We start from the raw sequence: 16,880 nt of genomic DNA, 5'->3' as shown, positions 1-16,880 counted from the left end.
GTCTGCCAGTGGCAGACAAGCTGCGAACCGGCCGAGCTGGCAAGCAAGACCAAGGCCTCCCAAGGTCTTAGGAGGTTGTAGTATGGACAAAACCTTCCTGTGCGCCATGGCGGTATACGATGACGAAACCCAGCGGCGTATAGAGGAAATAAGGGCGCGGCTGGTGGAGGCGGGCTTTGTGGGCAGGCAGACCAAAAACCTGCCCCACCACATCACCCTGGGGATTTTCCAGCCCAGCGAGCAGGAAGAGGCCCTTGCCGCAATGGAGGAAGCGCTGCGGCAGACCAGGGCTTTTTCCCTCGCCTTCAACCATTTAGGCGTATTCGGCGGGGGCCGGGTGCTGTTCCTGGCGCCGGACGTGAACCGGGAGCTGCTCACACTGAAGGAGCATTTCGGCACAAGCCGGGGCTGGACAGCCCACACCACCCTGCTGATAGACGGGCCAGAGCAGGTTTGCGCGGCCCTGCCCCTGGCGCTTCAGGGATTTGAGGCCTTTGAAGGCCGGGTAGGTGGGGTGCGGCTTTACCAGTTCTGCCCCCGGGAACTGCTGCGGGAAGGCGCGCTTCCCAGCCAATAAGCAAAAGAAACCCTCTCTGGCTGTCAATGCTTGCCAGAGGGGGTTTTATCGAAAAACGTTAAAAATTTATTGACAAACGATAAAAACGGATATATACTAGTGGCATAATCCATTTGGGAGGTGCCCTGTATGACATTCTTTGACACACATGAAAAAAGGGTTACGAAAATCGCCGCCATCCTTTCCAAGATATTGGAAATCGCCTACTTTGCCGCCATGATATGCGTAGTGGTAATGCTGGTGCTGGTGCTGGTGAACCCCGCGCTGCCGGGCCGGCTTGGGCCTTTGGAGGAGCTTTCCTCCCGGGGCTTCTCCATTATCATTGCCGACAGCCAGGGGAGACTGCTGCCCGGCGCGCTGCCTGTGTTCTTTATCGAAGCGGCCCTGTCATTAGGCCTGATGTCTATGGTGTTCCGCAATGTAAACCTCATTTTGCGCACCTCCCAGGGGCAGACCAAGTTTTCAAAAGGGGCCACGCCCTTCCAGAAGGACAATGTGCGGATGCTGCGGGAAATCGGCCTGTTCTTTATCTCCATCACGCTGGTGCAGCTTATTTTCTGCGGCACTGCCATGCTGGTGCTGGGGCCGGAAAACGCGGAGGTCAGCGCCGGGGCCGGGGATCTGATCACCGGCATCCTTATGCTGTGCCTGTCCCAGTGCTTTGCCCGGGGGGAGAAGATCCAGCAGGACGTGGACGGCCTGGTATAAGGGGGGAGTATGGGGAAAATCGTGCTGAGCCTGGACAGATTGATGGCAGAGCGGAAGGTGTCGCTGAACCAGTTGGCAGAGCAGGTGGGCATCACCAATGTAAACCTGTCGAAAATCAAGAACAACCACGTCACCGCCCTGCGGTTCTCCACCCTGGCAGCCCTGTGCGAGGCGCTGGACTGCCAGCCGGGGGATATCCTCTCCTACAGCCAGGAGGAGTAAAGGAATATAGGTAACGCGGTTCAAAAGCGCGTTACCTATATAACTAAATAACCAATAATATAGAAAAGGGATCGCGCACAGCAGCGCGATCCCTTTTCTGTCTCCACATCTTCCCGGCGCTACAGGCTTTCCAGGTCATATTCCGAAAGCCCCTGCCCTGTCAGCTCCAAAACCCGCCCGCAGGATTCCCGGATATACTTCCTGTCGTGGGAAATGCTGATAACAGCCCCGGGAAAATCCCCCAGCAGGCCCCGGATCACCGGGCCGGAAAGGGGGCTGAAATTCCGGGTAGGCTCATCCAGCACCAGCACGTTTGCCCCGTCCAGGATCATCTTGAGGAAGAAAAGCTTGGCCCTCTGCCCCCCGGAAAGCTCGCCCACCGGATGCGCGAATTCCTCCGGGGTATATTTCATGCTGCCCAGATAGGTTTTAATCCGGGTGTGCTCTTCCTTTTCCCCGGTTTTCGCCAGAAACTCCACCGGGGTCTGGGCCGGGTTCAGCAGTTCGTTGTAGTCCTGGGGCATGTATGCCGCCTTTATGTCCTCCCGCCCCAGCAGTTCCCGGGCGATTTCCCGCAGCAGGGTGGTTTTCCCGGCGCCGTTTTTCCCGATAATGCAGATGTGCTCCGGCCCCCGGACAAACAGGCGCAGGTTTTCCGCCAGCACCCGGCCCCCGGCCTCCAGCCGGGGCAGGGAGAAGTCCAGGACGGTTTTCCCGGCAGGCAGGCTGATGTCCTCCCCAAAGCCCGCCAGAATGGCCTCCTCTGTGTCGGGCATCTCCATCATGTCGTCCCTCTCCCGCTCATAACGCTTTTCCAGGGATTTTACGGCTTTCATCTTCTTTTTCAGCAGCCGCCCGCTATGGGGATCCTGCCGGGAAACGGCGTTCTGTTGGTGCTCCACCTTCTGGTAAAGCTGGCGGAAACACTCCTGCTGCTTTTTCTCCTCCTGCCGTTCCTTCCTGGCAAGCTGCTCCTGCTTCTGGAAGCAGTGAAGCCGCTCGCTTACATACTGGGCATACCCCATGCGGGCCACAGTATGCCGGGGCAGGGTTTTGCGCCGAAGCTGCTCCATGTGGAGCACCACGTTGGCTGTGGCCTCCAGCAGGGTTTCGTCGTGGGAAATGTACACCACCGGCTGGGGGCAGTCCCGGATGAATTCCTCCAGCCAGCGCAGAGTGTCAAGATCCAAATCATTGGAAGGCTCATCCAGCAGGTAGCAGTCCGGCCTTTCCAGGGAGAGCAGGGCCATGCGCAGCTTCACCTTCTCCCCGCCGGAAAGGGCGTCCATAAGCTGATCGCTGTAAAAGGTTTCCGCCGGGATCCCCAGCTTTGCCCCCAGGGAGGCCAGCTCTTTGGGGCTTGCCTCTGAAAAGCCCCCGCTTTCCAGGCACTTTTCATAGATGGTTTTCCCCTTGTCCGCCTCCGGCAGCTCCTGGCTGAGGTATCCCATCAGCATCCCGTCCTTCTGAATGCGCCCTTCCCATTGGGCATAGCCCTCCGCCAGGCTTTCGTCATAGAGAAGCTTCAGCAGGGTGGATTTCCCGTTCCCTTCCTCGCCCACCACAGCCACCTTGTCTCCAGGCCGCAGGGTAAAGGTCAGGCCCTCCACCAGGGTGCGAAGGTCTTTTTTCATGGTTATTTTCAGGTTTTGTATTTGCAGCATAGGGCAGTCCCTCCTTTTTTCGCACAAAAAGGCCCGTCTCCAGCATTGCCGGAAACAGGCCGCATACGCAAAAAGACAGAGACACCCCCAGACAGGGTTTCTCCCTTTCACAGTCAAAAAAGAATGCGTATAAGACCCAGCCGGCAACAAAAACAGGCCCGGGGAAAGCAATGCCTTCCTCCCAGACGTTTTATCACCTTTTTCATGGCCTTATACTAACATTCTTTCACTCCCAACTATCCAAAACTGACGCTATTATACCCACCCGCCGCCGTTTTGTCAAGCCTTTGCCTATAGAAAAGTTGAAAAGGCCCCGTTTAAGAAGCTGTACCGATAGGATTGGTGCAGGAGCCTATTGGTACAGCTTCTAAAGTTCTTGCTCCCGGGCCATGTCCAGCAGCCCCTGCATATAGGCGGATACAAGTTCAACCTGTCTTTTCGTCAGCTTGGAGAGCCGGGCGATTAACTGGGACATGCCGCTGTCCTCGCAGGCCTGGGTGGGATTGCGCACGTCCGACAGTCCCATAATATAGTCAATGCTGGCATTAAACAGGGTGGACATTCTGGAAAGCTGCAAAAAGCTGGGATAATGCTTCTGGTTTTCATAGGCGCTCACAGTTTCCTGGGATACCTCCAGTTCAATGCTCAGCCTCACCTGGGTCATGCGCAGCTCTTCCCGCAATTGCCGGATACGATTCTGCATGGGATCACCTCACCAAAAGGATACAGGTTATACTTGTATTTTCCAGAGTTTTATGCTATACTCTGTACCAGTTTAACCTGTACTCCCCCTTGCGGTTTTGTCGCCGCAGGCAGTGCGGGCCATATTTCAGTAAAGCGGAAGGTGATTTTGTTTGCGGGATTTATTGGTAAAGTGCAAGCGGTATGGAAAGTTTTTGTGCCAGTTTGCGGTGGAAAAAATGCGGGGGCTGGATTTCACCCTGCCCGCCGCCAGCGAGGAAATTCAAAACTCCAGGGAATACAACGGCTACTGCAAAACCCCGGAGAAGCATATGGCGCTGATACTGCAAAGCCTGCGCGTCCCTTATGCCGAAAGCAGTTTTTTAGATATCGGCTGCGGCAAAGGCGCGGTTTTGCGGGAGGCAAGCAAGGTGCCGTTCCGCCGGGTGGCAGGCATTGAGCTGGACGGGGAGCTGACGGAAATCGCCCGGCGCAATATGAAAAAGCTGGGCCTGGAACGGGTGGAGTGCATCCAGGGCAATGCGGTAACCTTTGAGCGCTATGGGGAATTCAATGTGTTTTTCCTGTTCAATCCCTTCTCCAGCGCGGTGCTGTCGCAGGTTCTTGAAAAAATCCTGCAAACCCTGGAGGATTCCCCCCGGGAAATCTATATCATTTACCACCATCCCGTACACCACCATCTGCTGGATGTGCCGGGCCTGCACCGGGAGAGCGTTTTATATGACCGCCTGAAAAATTACGAAACATATATTTATACCAACAGAACATAAAGGCCCGTTTCAGCAGGGCATATAAAAACCGCAGGCCGTTTAGGCCTGCGGTTTTTTGCGGCATAAAAGTATTTAGTGCCTGGGATTATCCAGCACCTTTTTGCACGCCCACATGATCTGGGCAATGACGGCGGTGTTATAGCGCCCTTCGTACACAGTCAGCATGGGGGTGGCCTCGTTTTCCCGCACCACCACATATTTTGCGGGAAGGCTGGTGAGGGTGAGGGCCACCACGTCCACCCGGCAGCGGGGGCAGGTACACAGGCCGAACATTTTCATGTATTTGTCAACCTTTTCCTCCACCAGCTCCTGCATGACGTTCAGGCAGGTAATAGGCCGATCCTCCTCCGGCACTTCTTCTTTCGCTTCCGCTGCCGGAGCGGGTACCGGCTCCGGGACAGGTTCAGGCGCGGAGGTGGGTACCGGCTCCGGGACAGCTTCAGGCTCCGGCGCGGGTTCCGGCTCCATCTCTGCAACTGGTTCCGGCTCCGGCTCTGGCGCAGGCATGGGGGCGGGTTCCTGGGCCTGCTCTAAAACAGGCTCCGGTTCCGGTTCTGGCTCCGGAACAGGCTCGGGCTGAGGCTCCGGCTCAGGGGCAGGGGCCTCCTCCAGGGGCGTGGCGTCTACCGTGGCTTCCGGTTCTACCGCAGGGGCAAAGTCCTGCATGGGGATAAAATCCTCCTCGGGCAGGGCTTCCGCAGGGGCTTCCCCCAGCTCGGCGGCTAAATCCTCCTCCAGTGCGTCCCGGATGGTGGCGGCGACAGTTTCATTGTCTGCAAGCTGGGGGGGGGCGGGAGGCGCGGCAGGAGGGGTGCGTCCGGCAGCCCCTTCCTCCTGGGTGTGGTCTGTTTCGGTGAGCAGGTTGAGCACATGGGCGGTTTTGCTGCTTTTGCCGCCCCTTCCAGATTTTCCGGTAGCTTTTGGCATGGTGTCACGTTCCTTTCTTTCAAAAATGGCGGATCATGAAATGGGAAAAGATTCCCCTATGATTACATTTCATATAATATATGGTATGCCTGCCCTCCAGCGGGGCCGTCCGGCGCCGGCGGCTCACCGCCGGGGGGGCCAGGGCCGGGGGTTGCCCATCAGCTCGTCCAGCAGGTTCTGGAAGTCCAAGGCGGGGTTGGAGTTGGGCGCATAGCTTAAAACGCTTTCGCCATGGGCCGGGGCCTCCGCCACAGTGACGCTGGTGCGGATTTTCGTCTCAAACACCTTGGTGTCCAGGCGGCGGGCAATTTCCGCGGAAAGCTCCAGCACCTCCCGGTTCAGGGTCAGGCGCATGTTATACTTGTTCAGCAGGATGCCCAGCACCCGCAGGTCCGGGTTATAGTATTTGCGCACCGTGTTGATGGTATCCAGAATCTGGGAGATGCCCAAAAGGCTTAAAATTTCCGGGGCCATCGGGATAATAAGGGCGTCGGAAGCCACATAGGCATTTACGGTGAGGACATTCAGGGCCGGGGGCGTGTCGATAATAATGTGGTCATAGAGGTGGGCAATTTTTTGCAGCTCGTTTTTCAGCATATACTCCCGCCCCGGGGAATTGAATTCCAGCTCGGCAGTGGAGAGCAGGATGTTGGAAGGCAGGATATCCCCCAAATCCGTGGGCACAATGGCCTGTTCCACAGAGGCGGTGCCCTTAAACACATCGTAGACGGTAGTGCTGTTTTCAATGTCCAGCCCGGCGGAAAAGCCCAGGCTGCCCTGGGGGTCAAGATCCACCCCCAGCACCCGGCGGCCCCGCATGTGCAGGGCGTTAATGAGGGAGAGGGAGGTGGTGGTCTTGCCCACGCCGCCCTTCTGGTTGGTTACGGTAATAAATTTCTCCATAGGAATCGCCATGCGATACAGGATGCGCGCAAAAGCTAAGAAAACGCCGTCCTTTGCGCCCGGTATCGTTCCTTTCTTTAATATTAAAACCTCTATGTCAAAGCAAAATTTGCTGAAAGCCCTTATCTTTCTATTTGTATTGTCGATATAAATAGGGAAAGAGTTAAGTGTCTCTGCGGCTTTTTTTACATTTGCCGCCCGCTGGGCGCGTTTATTTGAAAGGCCGCTTTCTTCCAAAGCTATTATATCATAAAAGGAGTTGAGAATCAATGGCGTCTATCAGCAGTTTAACTGGCAGCAGCTCCACCAGCAGCATATATGGCAACAGGAATGTTATCAGCGGCCTGGCCAGCGGCATGGATACGGAGGCCATGATCGAGAACAGTATCTCAGGGTATAAGAACAAAATCTATGCTCTGCAGAGGCAGCAGATAAAAACCGAATGGAAGCAGGACGCCTACCGCAGCATCATCAGCAAGATGGTTGGCCTCACCCAGAAGTACACCTCCTACACCTCGGGCACAAACCTGTTCAGCAACAGCTTCTTCAACCGGGCGGTCATCACCAAGGCCAATGGCAAGTATGCCGACAAGGTGTCCGCCACAGGCAAAAGCTCCAATGATGTGCAGATCAGCAGCATAAAGCAGTTGGCCCAGGCCGCCAAATATACGAAGAGCGCCGATTCCCTCATCGAAAAGGCCTCCCAGGCGGAGATGATGGACTGGTCCCAGCCTGTAAAGGAGAGCACCATTGCGGGCAGCATGAACCTGGTATACGGCAGCAACAACCTGACCATCCGCTTCGGCGAAGACGATATTTTTGAAAGCCAGCAGGATCTGGTTGACAATATCAACAAACAGCTTTCCGAGCAGACCATCAAAACCAGCGGCGGCGCCGGCAAAGCCTCCGAATACCTGGAAGCCAAGCTCAACGATGACGGGCGCATTGTCCTCCAGCAGAAGGAAGGCAAGGATAACAAGTTCTATATTGACAGCGCCAGCGACAGCATTATAGACAACCTGCTGGGCGGCAAGGGCCAAATCGGCGAGGATACATCCGGCAGGGTGAAGGTTTTCGGCGCCAGCAAGCCACAGGACTGGGCAGAAGACGTCAGCATGGTGGATCACCTGAAAGAGCGCTCCATCAGCTTCACCCTCAACGGCTCCACCAAAAGCGTCAGCTTCGGTTTCCTGGAGGATGACGAGGCTAAGGCCCGCTTTAAAGAACTGGATGAAGACACAAGCCTGACAGAAGGCGAGAAAAGCAAAAAGAAGACGGAATACATAGCCGACAGGCTGCAAAAGGAAGTAGACAAAGCTTTCGGCAAAGACAAAATCAGCATTGGCGTGGACGAGGTGCTGGGTGACGGCGGCCAGGTTTCCGGCGGCAAGCTGAACATCCAGGCTGTCAAAAAGCTGGACGGCAGCGGCAATGACATGAATAACTTTACCCTCACCGTCAATTCCTCTGCGGGCCGGGCTTTGGGCCTTGGCAAAAACGGCATTGGCAACACCCTGAACACAAGCTGGACCCTGGGGGACCTGTTTGGCGAAGAGAACGAAATGTTCAAGCAGACGGACGAGGACGGGAATGTAAACTATAACGGCGAACAGGAGCTTATCATCAACGGCAAGTCCCTGGGCAAGTTTAACAAGGATACCACCATCGAGCACATCCTCACCAGCATCAACAGCAATGCGGACGCAGGCGTAACGGTGAACTTCTCCAAGTCCACCAACGAGTTTGTGTTCACCACCCGGGAGATGGGCGCGAACCAGAAAATTGAGATGGGCGACGGCTTGGCCCAGAAGCTGTTTAGCCCCGAACCTGAGAAGCTTTATACAGGCGATATGAATCTATGGGAGGCTTGGGGCATCTCGTATACTAATGACGACAGCCTTAATTTCAGCTTCGATACTCACCACATTCTGATGCCGAACTGTGGACTTAGTGCAGATACCACGTTGCAAGATATTGTGGATTTATATAATAATTCCAATGAAGGTGCTAACGGGAAGACCGCTTCTATAAATCCGTACTCAGGCGAAATTGAGATTGTGGACCGAGATGGAAACAAGCTGGATTTTGAATTGCTGACTTACATGAAAGGTTATGCTTATGAGGAGGACAAAGAGGATGATTTCCCTCCTATAAAAATTGAAACCACAAAAAAGCCCCTTGCTGTTTACACCCCTGGGCAGGACGCAGTCTTTACCGCCAACATCAACGGCACCGAAAAGACCATGACCCGCTCCTCCAATGTCATCGACCTGGACGGACTCAGCGTCACCCTGAAGGGCACCTTTGAGCAGGAAGCTGGCGAAAACGAGCCTATCACCTTCACCAGCACCACGGATTCCGACACCATCGTGGACGCCATCAAGTCCTTTGTCAACGATTATAACGAGATGGCAAAGGAAATCCACAGCGCTTACTCCACCCTGCCTTATAAGAAGTCCAGCGGCGGCTTTGCCAATTACGAGCCTTTGGTAGGCGATGAAGCCGATGAATACAGCGAGAGCGAACTGAAAAAATACGAGGAAAAGGCCAAGCAGGGCATCCTCTTTGGAGATTCGGATCTCAGAAGCCTGTATCAGAGCCTTACCGGCTACATCCAGGGCAGCGGCGTAGACGGGGCCATCCTGCGCTCCATCGGCATTGAAACCGCTTATGAGGACGGCATGACCACCATCAGCCTCAACGAGACAAAGCTGCGGGAGGCTCTGGAAGCCAACCCCGACAGGGTGCGGGACGCTTTCACCAAAACTACGGAAAACGGCGCCTCTACCAACGGCCTGATGCAGAACCTGAAAACCACCATAGACAGGTATGCCAGCACCTCCATCGCCACTCCCGGCTCCCTGGTGCAGAAAGCGGGCACGCCCCTTTCCTCCTATTCTTTGCAGAATAACTTCCTGCAAACCCAGATCGACAACCTGGACACCCAGATTGAAAAGTGGCAGGATAAGATGAGCGACCGTATCGACTACTACACCAACCAGTTCACCCGGCTGGAGCAGCTTATTAACCAGATGAATTCCCAAAGCTCCGCGCTGGCGGGGCTGATGGGCGGCTGATACGGGGAGTGTCCAAAGCGAGTCTTTTAAAGAATGAAGAAACATAAAAGTTTCGTCCACCTTTTCAAAGTGTGGGCAAACGCAAATGCTTTGCATTAGCGTTGCTCCGGGGTATTTAGGGGCAAAGCCCCTAAACCGCCGGAGGCATAAACGTGCTGTCTGGACACTCCCGCTGATGCGGCCCGGCTGGACAGGGAAGATAAAATCCTTTTAAAACGGCGCGGCAGCGTGAAGAATACGGAAGAAAGGAAAGATACTGGGCATAAAGCGCCGCTTTTTCAGGGCCTTTTGTGCGAATCCTGTATCGCGTGGCGATTATATGGAACACAACGGTTTCCAGCAGTATAAGGAACAGTCGGTCAACACCATGACCCAAGGCGAGCTGCTCCTGCTGCTGTATGACGAGCTGGTAAAGCATCTGGTGCGTTGCGAGCTGGCCCTGAAGCAGGAGAATTTCGAGCTGCTGGAGGCTTCGGCAGATAAGGGCATGGACATCATCCAGTATCTGGACGACACCCTTGACAGGCAGTACCCCATCGCAGGGGATCTCCACCGGCTCTATGATTACTTCAGCTATCAGTTGGGCCGGGTGAAAATCGGGCGGAACAAGGATGTGCTGGAGGAGATAAAGCCCATGATACTGGAGCTGCGGGAAAGCTTCCGCACAGCGGATAAGAACTGCGCCGAGCAGGCGCAGCCCCAGCCCCAGCAGCAGGAAAGTTAACAGGAAAGGGAGGGCAGGGCCTCTGCGGCCCTGGCATCCGGTATGGACGAAGCAACCCTGAAGCAATTGCTTTTGCAAGCCAGAAAGCAGTATATCAAGCTGCTGGAATTTTTCGACCTGACCCAGCAGTTGGGCCAGGCAGTAGACAGGAAGGACGAAGTGTCTGTGCAGATGCTCCTGCATATGCGGGAGGATCCGGTAAAGGACTTGAAAGAGCTGGAAGCCCAAATCCACAGCGGGGTTTTGAAGCTGCCGGAGGAGGACGCCATCCGCGCCCACCAGCTTTTAACCGGCAGCCCCCCCGAAAAAGAGGGGGAGGAAGCCCTGTGCGGCCAGATAGCCCAGAACCGCAGGCTGCTGGAACGCGCCCAGGAACTGGACAGGCGCATCAGCCTGCGCATAGACGGCAGGCATTCTTTCTACAGCAAGTTCAGGACAAGCAAGTAAATAAGCAGGCAAAATGCCGTCAGGAAAAAATCCAGACGGCATACTTTGCTGAAAACAGATAGAAACCATGAAAGGCGGTTTTTCCAGGGCGCTGCTTCCCCTTAAAGCTGGGGCGGCGGGGCGGAAATCTGCCAGAGCCACAGGCCCCGGCCGTCGCTTGCGGAGATTTCGTCCAGCAGAAGCTGGGGATCCCAGGAAGCAAGGCTGTTCTCCCTGCTGTTGGGATCCGCCACCAGGATCTCCCCGGAGAGGGTGGCCCCCCGCAGGATGATGAAGTGCCCGCTCTGGGTAAAGTGCCCAGGCCCCATCAGGGCCACCATCATGTCCCCCTGCAGCAGGGTGTTGATAATCATGGAAGGGGTGCATTCCGTCAGGCGGGTGCAGCCCAGGCCGAAAGCCAGGGAGGCGTCGGGGATAAGGGAGTGGCGGGAGCCGCTCTGGGGCGCCCAGTAGCCGTTGTCCGCGGCCCAGGCCGCCATCTGCCCTGGATCCATGGAGGTGGAAGTCATGGAGGAAATGACCATGGACATGGCCACCGGGCCGCAGCCATAAGGCCCGATTGGATCTTTTCCAAAAGGCATACTTGACCAAGGGGCCTCTTGTTGATTATAATACACACAGGGGATTATGCCGCCGGTGAGGATCTCCCGCTCATCCTTCTTGTCAAACTGGGTAATAACGGGATCCGCGGGAACGGGCTTTTCCAGGTGGGGCACCAAGGGTTCTTCCACCACCTGGGGCAAGGCAAACTCCAGAGGGAAGGGCGCGGCGCTTGCCTCGGCGCACTGGCGCAGCAGGGCTTTTGTCCGCAGGCTTACAGCAAGCTGGTGGAAATATGCCCCGGTCGATTCAGCCGCCTGCACCACCGGGCGCACAATGGGCTGGGTGATGCGGTCAAACTGGGCGGGAGCGAAATGCCAGCAGAACAGCAGCTCCATGCCGGCCACGCACAAAGCGGCCAGCAGGAACCAGGGCCATATGCGCTTTTTCTTCTGATTCGGCCTCATGCGGTTCCCTCCAGTGCAGCAGCAGTTTCTTCCGTATTATGAGGTAAAGTATAACACATGGCCGCTGTTTTTGTAAAGCGGCCTGCCCGGCAGGGGCATGTCCATCCCGCGGATATTGCGGCGGCAGGCTGTATGCGCAGCCCCGCCAGGTTTGGGCTGGAAGCCCAGCGGCGCAGCGCGGATGCGCAATGGGACATTCCTCTCCGGACAGGGAAGGGGGCGAAGGAGCAGACAGATTATGCCAACCATCCGTTTGGAGCACGCTTCAAAAATATTCAAGGGCCACCGCCACAAGTTTGAAACCCTGCGGGACGTCAACCTGACTGTGGAGCAGGGAGAGTTCGTGTTTATCGTGGGCAGCCGCGGGGCGGGCAGCACCACCCTGCTGGACATGATAGCAGGGGATCTGCCGCCGGATGACGGGGTGGTGTACCTGGATCATTTTAATTTGGATAAGCTGAACCGCAGGCAGCAGAAAAAGCTGCCCTATATCTTCGGCAGGGTGCCCCAGGAATCCGCCCTGGTGCGTTCCGCCACAGTCTATGACAACATGTGCTCCATGAAAAAGATGGAGCGCCTGCGCACCCGCCTGGTTGACGAGCCTCGGATGAAAAAGGCCCTGGGGCTGGTGGGCATGGCGGGATGCGAATACCGCTACCCCTTGGAAATGTCCATCTCCCAATGCAAACGGGTGGAGCTTGCCAAGGCCATCTTCAACAGCCCCCCCATTCTGCTGCTGGATAAAATTACAGACAAAATGGACGACGACAGCATTTGGGACATCTTCATGCTCTTAAACGAGCTGAACAGGCGGGGCACCACGGTTATCATGTCCACCCACGCTAAACAGTTTGTAAACTTCATGCGCAGGCGGGTAGTAACCCTGGTGGACGGCCGGGTGGTAGGGGACGTGCAGAAGGGCCGGTTTGGGGATATTGTATAAGCGGGATGGGAAAATACGGGGATGCGGCACAGCCGGGGTTTCCATAAACAAGGCGCGCCTTCCAAAGCAGCCCCGATTTTATATAAAATCAAAGCACACGCAAGAACACAAATTTGAAGGAGGAACTTTATCATGCTCAAGAACATGAAGGTCAAAGCGAGCCTGATACTGGGGTGGGGAGTCACGCTGCTGGTATCTGTGGTGATTATCGTCGCCACATTGATCATTATGAACCAGCAGACCGGGACGTATCAGGAAATCATTGACAGCAACATCCGGGCCAGCAGCCTCATTTACCAGGCCCGTATGAACACAAACATCGGCGCCCGCCACCTGCGGGACATCGCGCTCTCCCCGGAGGGCAGCGACAACGCTTCCAAGGAAACCCGCATTAACGAAGCTTTGACAACGCTGTCTGAGGAGCTTAAGGAACTCAAGGAGATCTATCCCCTGGAAGACACCACCAAGCTGGATGAGTACCTGAACAGCGTGGCAAGCTGGGGCGAGTCTGTACCCGGCATCATGGAAACCTTGGAGACCGATAAGGAAGAGGGCGTCCGCATGATCCTGGAGGAGTGCTCCCCCCTGATCAACGCCACAGCGGAAACCTCCCAGTCTGTTACCACAGCCTTGAACGACGCGGAGTCTTCAATCCTTGCCCGCCAGGAAATGGTAGTCATGTGGTCTATCATTATCATCATCGCTGTGCTGGTCATTTCCGCCGTCTTCGTGTTCATGATGGAAATCAGCATTATCCGCGGCATCACCAAGCCTGTTGAGGAAGTCCGCACCGCGCTGGTAGGCTTCAGCGAAGGCAAGCTGGATATCCCTGTAAACTACGAAAGCGAAAACGAGCTGGGCGATATGTGCAAGGCCCTGCGCACCAGCCAGCATGTACTTACCTCTGTTATCGGTGACGAAAGCCGCCTGCTGGAGGAAATGGCTGAAGGCAACTTTGATGTGCGCACCCAGGCGGAAGACATGTACGTGGGCGCCCTGTCCTCTGTGCTCACTTCAGTGCGCGGCATTAACAAGAGCCTGAGCAACACCCTGCAGCAGATCCAGTCCTCCTCCGATCAGGTTTCTTCCGGCGCCGAGCAGGTCAGCAACAGCGCCCAGGCCCTGGCCCAGGGCGCAACCCAGCAGGCCAGCGCTGTGGAGGAGCTGTCCGCCACTGTTACCGAAATTGCCCAGGGCGCTGAGGAGAGCGTGGGCCTGGCCAGGGATTCCAGATCCATGTCCAACGACGCCAACTCCCAGATCACCGTGTGCAACGATCACATGCGCGGCATGGTAACCGCCATGGAGGAGATTAAGACCGCAGCCGAAGAGGTGCGGGAGATTATCGACACCATCTCCAACATCGCTTTCCAGACCAACATCCTGGCCCTGAACGCCGCTGTAGAGGCTGCCCGGGCAGGTTCCGCCGGCAAGGGCTTTGCGGTTGTGGCTGACGAGGTCCGGCAGCTTGCTTCCAAGTCCGACGAGGCTTCCAAGGCCACCAAGGCCCGCATCGAAAACGCCATCACCGCCGTCCAGAAGGGCAGCACCTACGTGGCAGACGTGTCCGAAGCCCTGGAAAAGACTGTGGAGCTGGTAAACTCCGCTGTTTCCAAGATGGGCGACGTAGCAGATGCCAGCCAGCAGCAGGCTGAGTCCATTGAGCAGATCCGCGAAGGCATCGACCAGATCTCCGCTGTTGTGCAGAACAACTCCGCCACCAGCGAGCAGAGCGCCGCTGCCAGCGAGGAGCTGTCCAGCCAGGCCCAGCTCATGAAGCAGTTAATGGCGAAATTCACCCTGCGCAGCTATGCTGGCAGTGAAAGCGTGTCCGCCCCTGCTCCCGCTCCCCGGGAAATCAGCAGCGCCGACAGCAGCTCCTACAGCTCCAGCAGCTATTATGACGACAAGTATTAAGCCCTAAAAAGGAACATACTATAGCGTGAACGCAAGCAAAGCCGGACGGCCTTCTGGGGCTTGCCCGGCTTTGCCAAACAAAAGGGCCGAAAAGGCCGGAGAAGTTACCGAGGAAGGTGAAAGCCATGCAGGGGAAGCAGGACGCGGGACAAATTTTTGCACTGGACATTGGCACCCGCAGCATTATCGGCATTGTGGGCCAGGAGGAAAAAGGCCGCTTCCATGTGGCTGCCATTGAAAAAGAGGAACATGGGCGGCGGGCCATGCTGGACGGGCAGATTGTAGAAATACAGCAGGTGGCAGAGGTGGCGAAGGCTGTGGTCAGGCGCTTGGAAGCCAAAACCCAAACCCAGCTTAAACGGGTGTGCGTGGCGGCAGCGGGCCGGGCCTTGCGCTCCCAGGGGGCGGGGTTCTGCCTGGAGTTCCCAGAGCTGCGGATAGCCGACGCGGATCTGCTGGGCCAGTTGGAAGCTGGGGCGGTTTCCGCGGCGGAAAGCGAGCTGGCTGCCCGGAACGAGACAGGGGACAGGTATTATATGGTGGGATACACCGCCCGCCAGTACACCCTGGACGGCTACCCCCTGGGAAACCTTTTAGGCCACCGGGGCCGGAAGTTTGAGGTAGAGGTAGTGGCAACCTTCCTGCCCTGCGGGGTGGTGGAAAGCCTGTATGCCGTGGTGTCCCGGCTGGGGTTGGAAGTGTCCTCCCTGACACTGGAGCCGATCGCCTCCCTGAACGCGGCAATCCCGGAGGACATCCGCCTTTTGAACCTGGTGCTGGCGGACATCGGCGCGGGCACCTCCGATCTGGCAGTGTGCCGAGAGGGCAGCGTGGTGGGCTATACCATGGCCACCGTAGCGGGGGACGAGGTAACAGAAGCGCTGATGAAAGGCCTTCTGGTAGACTTCAAAACCGCCGAGCGCCTGAAGCTTGCCATAGGTGCCAAAGAGCCTCAGCCCTATTCCGACATCCTGGGCATGAAGCACGAGGCGGATCCCCAGGATCTCCGGGAGCTTGCCCGCCCCGCCGCCCAGCGCCTTGCCAAAGAGATCGCCCAGAAGGCTCTGGAAATCAACGGGGGGACCCCCTCGGCGGTGTTCCTGGCAGGGGGCGGCAGCAAGCTGCAGGGCCTGCCCCAGATGGTGGCGGAGGAACTGGAGATGAGCGAGGGCCGGGTGGCCCTGGCAGGCAGGCACTTTGAGGCCAGCGCCTATTCCGAGGAGTACGATCTGGAAGACCCGGAATTTGCCACGCCCCTGGGCATCGCGGTATCCGCCGCCCTGGGCATGATAAACGACAGCTATATGATCACCCTGAACGGCGGCCCGGCAAAGCTTTTCCGCAGCGGGATGCTCACCCTGCGGGACGTGCTCCTTATGAACGGCTACCATTACGCCGACATGATGGGCCGCACCGGGGCCAACCTCACCCTAACGCTGAACGGTGAGCGCAGGTTCTTCCGGGGAGGCCCCGGCGCGCCTGCCCGGATGATCCGCAACGGGGAAGAGGCCACGCTCTCCGATGTGGTGCAGGCCGGGGATCGCATTGAGTTCACCCCGGCTGTGGCAGGGGCTGCTGCGGCCTGTACTTTAGGGGAGCTTCTGGGCGGAGGCGTTGCCGGAGCCATGGTCAATGGCAAAGGGGAAGGCCCAGGCTATGCCCTGCGCCAGGGGGACGTGGTGGAAGCCCTTGTGCAGGATGTCCCGCAGGCTCCGCCAGAACCTCCCGCCCCAGCGCCTAAGCCAGTTTTGCCGGCAGAAACCCCGGTGCCCCCGGCCCGTAAGCCAGTTCTGTCAGCGGAGAACTTAGCAGCCCCAGTCCGCAAGCCAGTTTTGCCAGCGGAGGACTTGGCCCCCCCGGCCCGCAAGCCAGTTCTGCCAGCGGAGGACTTGGCCCCCCCGGCCCGCAAGCCAGTTCTGTCAGCGGAGAACCTGGCAGCCCCGGCTCCAGCGGCTCTGCCCAAAGAGGAGGAATTGCCTGCCCTGCCGAAAAAGCGGGAGCGCCCCCTGCCTCCGGCGGAACCGCCCAAGCGGGAAGAGCTGGCGGGGCAGATGGAGTTCGGGGGCGGCAGCCCTGGGGCGCTGCAAATCCAGATGAACGGCGGAATGCTCCGCCTGCCTCCCAAGCCCCAGGGCGGGGAGTATTACCTCATGGACGTGCTGCAATATGCTGGGCTGGATTTTGACAATCTGGAAAAGCCAGTGGAGCTGCTGGTAAATGGGGAGGCCGGGCAGTTCACCCAGGTGCTCAAGCCCCTGGATGACGTAGTCATACAGTATCAGGAGGGCTAAA

At 57.2% G+C, this 16,880-nt stretch carries 15 protein-coding genes; 10 read left to right on the top strand and 5 right to left on the bottom strand.

What is annotated here, in order from left to right; genetic code table 11:
* Window positions 1–82 precede the first annotated feature (82 nt).
* The 3 genes from VSQ30_RS16415 to VSQ30_RS16405 all read left to right on the top strand — a co-directional run bounded on the left by VSQ30_RS16415 (window position 83) and on the right by VSQ30_RS16405 (window position 1,507).
* A complete protein-coding gene (locus VSQ30_RS16415; RefSeq protein WP_334465547.1) occupies window positions 83–577 on the top strand; it encodes a 2'-5' RNA ligase family protein in 495 nt (164 codons plus the stop codon).
* A 129-nt stretch (window positions 578–706) separates the two neighbouring features.
* Window positions 707–1,285: a hypothetical protein gene (locus VSQ30_RS16410; RefSeq protein ID WP_334465544.1), complete on the top strand. Its 579-nt coding sequence runs from the start codon at window positions 707–709 to the stop codon at window positions 1,283–1,285.
* 9 nt (window positions 1,286–1,294) lie between these two features.
* Complete coding sequence (locus VSQ30_RS16405; protein ID WP_160642390.1) at window positions 1,295–1,507, top strand: helix-turn-helix domain-containing protein; 213 nt, start codon at window positions 1,295–1,297, stop codon at window positions 1,505–1,507.
* A gap of 119 nt (window positions 1,508–1,626) precedes the next feature.
* Here VSQ30_RS16405 and VSQ30_RS16400 read toward each other — a convergent pair whose 3' ends face one another.
* Together VSQ30_RS16400 and VSQ30_RS16395 are read right to left on the bottom strand one after the other, a co-directional pair.
* On the bottom strand, window positions 1,627–3,171 hold the full coding sequence (locus VSQ30_RS16400) for an ATP-binding cassette domain-containing protein (protein ID WP_334465542.1): 1,545 nt from the start codon (window positions 3,169–3,171) through the stop codon (window positions 1,627–1,629).
* Between the two features lie 367 nt (window positions 3,172–3,538).
* Window positions 3,539–3,874, bottom strand: a complete 336-nt coding sequence (locus tag VSQ30_RS16395; protein ID WP_334465539.1) for a helix-turn-helix transcriptional regulator — start codon at window positions 3,872–3,874, stop codon at window positions 3,539–3,541.
* 151 nt (window positions 3,875–4,025) lie between these two features.
* Here VSQ30_RS16395 and VSQ30_RS16390 point away from each other — a divergent pair, with 151 nt between their 5' ends.
* Window positions 4,026–4,643 (top strand): methyltransferase domain-containing protein, encoded by a 618-nt coding sequence (locus VSQ30_RS16390; protein WP_160642393.1) that lies wholly within the window; start codon window positions 4,026–4,028, stop codon window positions 4,641–4,643.
* Window positions 4,644–4,715: 72 nt separating this feature from the next.
* On the opposite strand, the gene VSQ30_RS16385 is transcribed toward VSQ30_RS16390, so the two are convergent.
* Together VSQ30_RS16385 and VSQ30_RS16380 are read right to left on the bottom strand one after the other, a co-directional pair.
* Entirely contained in the window at window positions 4,716–5,570 is an 855-nt protein-coding gene (locus tag VSQ30_RS16385; RefSeq protein WP_334465535.1) for a late competence development ComFB family protein, read from the bottom strand.
* A gap of 123 nt (window positions 5,571–5,693) precedes the next feature.
* On the bottom strand, window positions 5,694–6,473 hold the full coding sequence (locus VSQ30_RS16380) for a ParA family protein (RefSeq protein ID WP_334465533.1): 780 nt from the start codon (window positions 6,471–6,473) through the stop codon (window positions 5,694–5,696).
* Window positions 6,474–6,742: 269 nt separating this feature from the next.
* Here VSQ30_RS16380 and fliD point away from each other — a divergent pair, with 269 nt between their 5' ends.
* The 3 genes from fliD (at window position 6,743) to VSQ30_RS16365 (ending at window position 10,721) form a co-directional block, all read left to right on the top strand.
* The gene (gene fliD / locus VSQ30_RS16375; protein ID WP_334465530.1) at window positions 6,743–9,550 is read left to right on the top strand and encodes a flagellar filament capping protein FliD; all 2,808 of its coding nucleotides are present in this window, start codon (window positions 6,743–6,745) and stop codon (window positions 9,548–9,550) included.
* Between the two features lie 319 nt (window positions 9,551–9,869).
* The gene (locus VSQ30_RS16370; RefSeq protein WP_160642397.1) at window positions 9,870–10,274 is read left to right on the top strand and encodes a flagellar export chaperone FliS; all 405 of its coding nucleotides are present in this window, start codon (window positions 9,870–9,872) and stop codon (window positions 10,272–10,274) included.
* A 42-nt stretch (window positions 10,275–10,316) separates the two neighbouring features.
* On the top strand, window positions 10,317–10,721 hold the full coding sequence (locus tag VSQ30_RS16365; protein WP_334465527.1) for a hypothetical protein: 405 nt from the start codon (window positions 10,317–10,319) through the stop codon (window positions 10,719–10,721).
* Window positions 10,722–10,822: 101 nt separating this feature from the next.
* Here the strand turns inward: VSQ30_RS16365 and VSQ30_RS16360 are convergent, their stop codons facing one another.
* Entirely contained in the window at window positions 10,823–11,728 is a 906-nt protein-coding gene (locus tag VSQ30_RS16360) for a C39 family peptidase (protein WP_334465525.1), read from the bottom strand.
* Window positions 11,729–11,966: 238 nt separating this feature from the next.
* Between VSQ30_RS16360 and VSQ30_RS16355 the strand changes: the two genes are divergently transcribed.
* From VSQ30_RS16355 to VSQ30_RS16345, 3 genes are all read left to right on the top strand, one after another.
* Window positions 11,967–12,671 carry a cell division ATP-binding protein FtsE gene (locus VSQ30_RS16355; RefSeq protein ID WP_160642400.1) on the top strand — a complete coding sequence of 235 codons (705 nt, stop codon included), beginning with the start codon at window positions 11,967–11,969 and terminating at the stop codon, window positions 12,669–12,671.
* A gap of 132 nt (window positions 12,672–12,803) precedes the next feature.
* Window positions 12,804–14,588, top strand: a complete 1,785-nt coding sequence (locus VSQ30_RS16350; RefSeq protein ID WP_160642401.1) for a methyl-accepting chemotaxis protein — start codon at window positions 12,804–12,806, stop codon at window positions 14,586–14,588.
* Window positions 14,589–14,713: 125 nt separating this feature from the next.
* Window positions 14,714–16,879, top strand: coding sequence for a cell division protein FtsA (locus tag VSQ30_RS16345; protein WP_334465520.1), 2,166 nt, complete (start codon window positions 14,714–14,716; stop codon window positions 16,877–16,879).
* The last annotated feature ends 1 nt before the right edge of the window (window position 16,880 follow it).

The sequence above is a fragment of the Acutalibacter sp. JLR.KK004 genome, from assembly GCF_036941085.1.
GTDB lineage: Bacteria > Bacillota > Clostridia > Oscillospirales > Acutalibacteraceae > Acutalibacter.
Note: the sequence above shows the minus strand (reverse complement) of the source record. Positions and strands in the feature narration are given on the sequence as shown.

What these genes read in the sequence shown, in the direction of transcription:
- VSQ30_RS16365 (WP_334465527.1), top strand. Translation starts at nt 10,317, where the DNA reads ATGGACGAAGCAACCCTGAAGCAATTGCTTTTGCAAGCCAGAAAGCAG.
- fliD (WP_334465530.1), top strand. Translation starts at nt 6,743, where the DNA reads ATGGCGTCTATCAGCAGTTTAACTGGCAGCAGCTCCACCAGCAGCATA.
- VSQ30_RS16380 (WP_334465533.1), bottom strand. Translation starts at nt 6,473, where the DNA reads ATGGAGAAATTTATTACCGTAACCAACCAGAAGGGCGGCGTGGGCAAG.
- VSQ30_RS16345 (WP_334465520.1), top strand. Translation starts at nt 14,714, where the DNA reads ATGCAGGGGAAGCAGGACGCGGGACAAATTTTTGCACTGGACATTGGC.
- VSQ30_RS16415 (WP_334465547.1), top strand. Translation starts at nt 83, where the DNA reads ATGGACAAAACCTTCCTGTGCGCCATGGCGGTATACGATGACGAAACC.
- VSQ30_RS16410 (WP_334465544.1), top strand. Translation starts at nt 707, where the DNA reads ATGACATTCTTTGACACACATGAAAAAAGGGTTACGAAAATCGCCGCC.
- VSQ30_RS16350 (WP_160642401.1), top strand. Translation starts at nt 12,804, where the DNA reads ATGCTCAAGAACATGAAGGTCAAAGCGAGCCTGATACTGGGGTGGGGA.
- VSQ30_RS16360 (WP_334465525.1), bottom strand. Translation starts at nt 11,728, where the DNA reads ATGAGGCCGAATCAGAAGAAAAAGCGCATATGGCCCTGGTTCCTGCTG.
- VSQ30_RS16370 (WP_160642397.1), top strand. Translation starts at nt 9,870, where the DNA reads ATGGAACACAACGGTTTCCAGCAGTATAAGGAACAGTCGGTCAACACC.
- VSQ30_RS16395 (WP_334465539.1), bottom strand. Translation starts at nt 3,874, where the DNA reads ATGCAGAATCGTATCCGGCAATTGCGGGAAGAGCTGCGCATGACCCAG.
- VSQ30_RS16400 (WP_334465542.1), bottom strand. Translation starts at nt 3,171, where the DNA reads ATGCTGCAAATACAAAACCTGAAAATAACCATGAAAAAAGACCTTCGC.
- VSQ30_RS16355 (WP_160642400.1), top strand. Translation starts at nt 11,967, where the DNA reads ATGCCAACCATCCGTTTGGAGCACGCTTCAAAAATATTCAAGGGCCAC.
- VSQ30_RS16405 (WP_160642390.1), top strand. Translation starts at nt 1,295, where the DNA reads ATGGGGAAAATCGTGCTGAGCCTGGACAGATTGATGGCAGAGCGGAAG.
- VSQ30_RS16385 (WP_334465535.1), bottom strand. Translation starts at nt 5,570, where the DNA reads ATGCCAAAAGCTACCGGAAAATCTGGAAGGGGCGGCAAAAGCAGCAAA.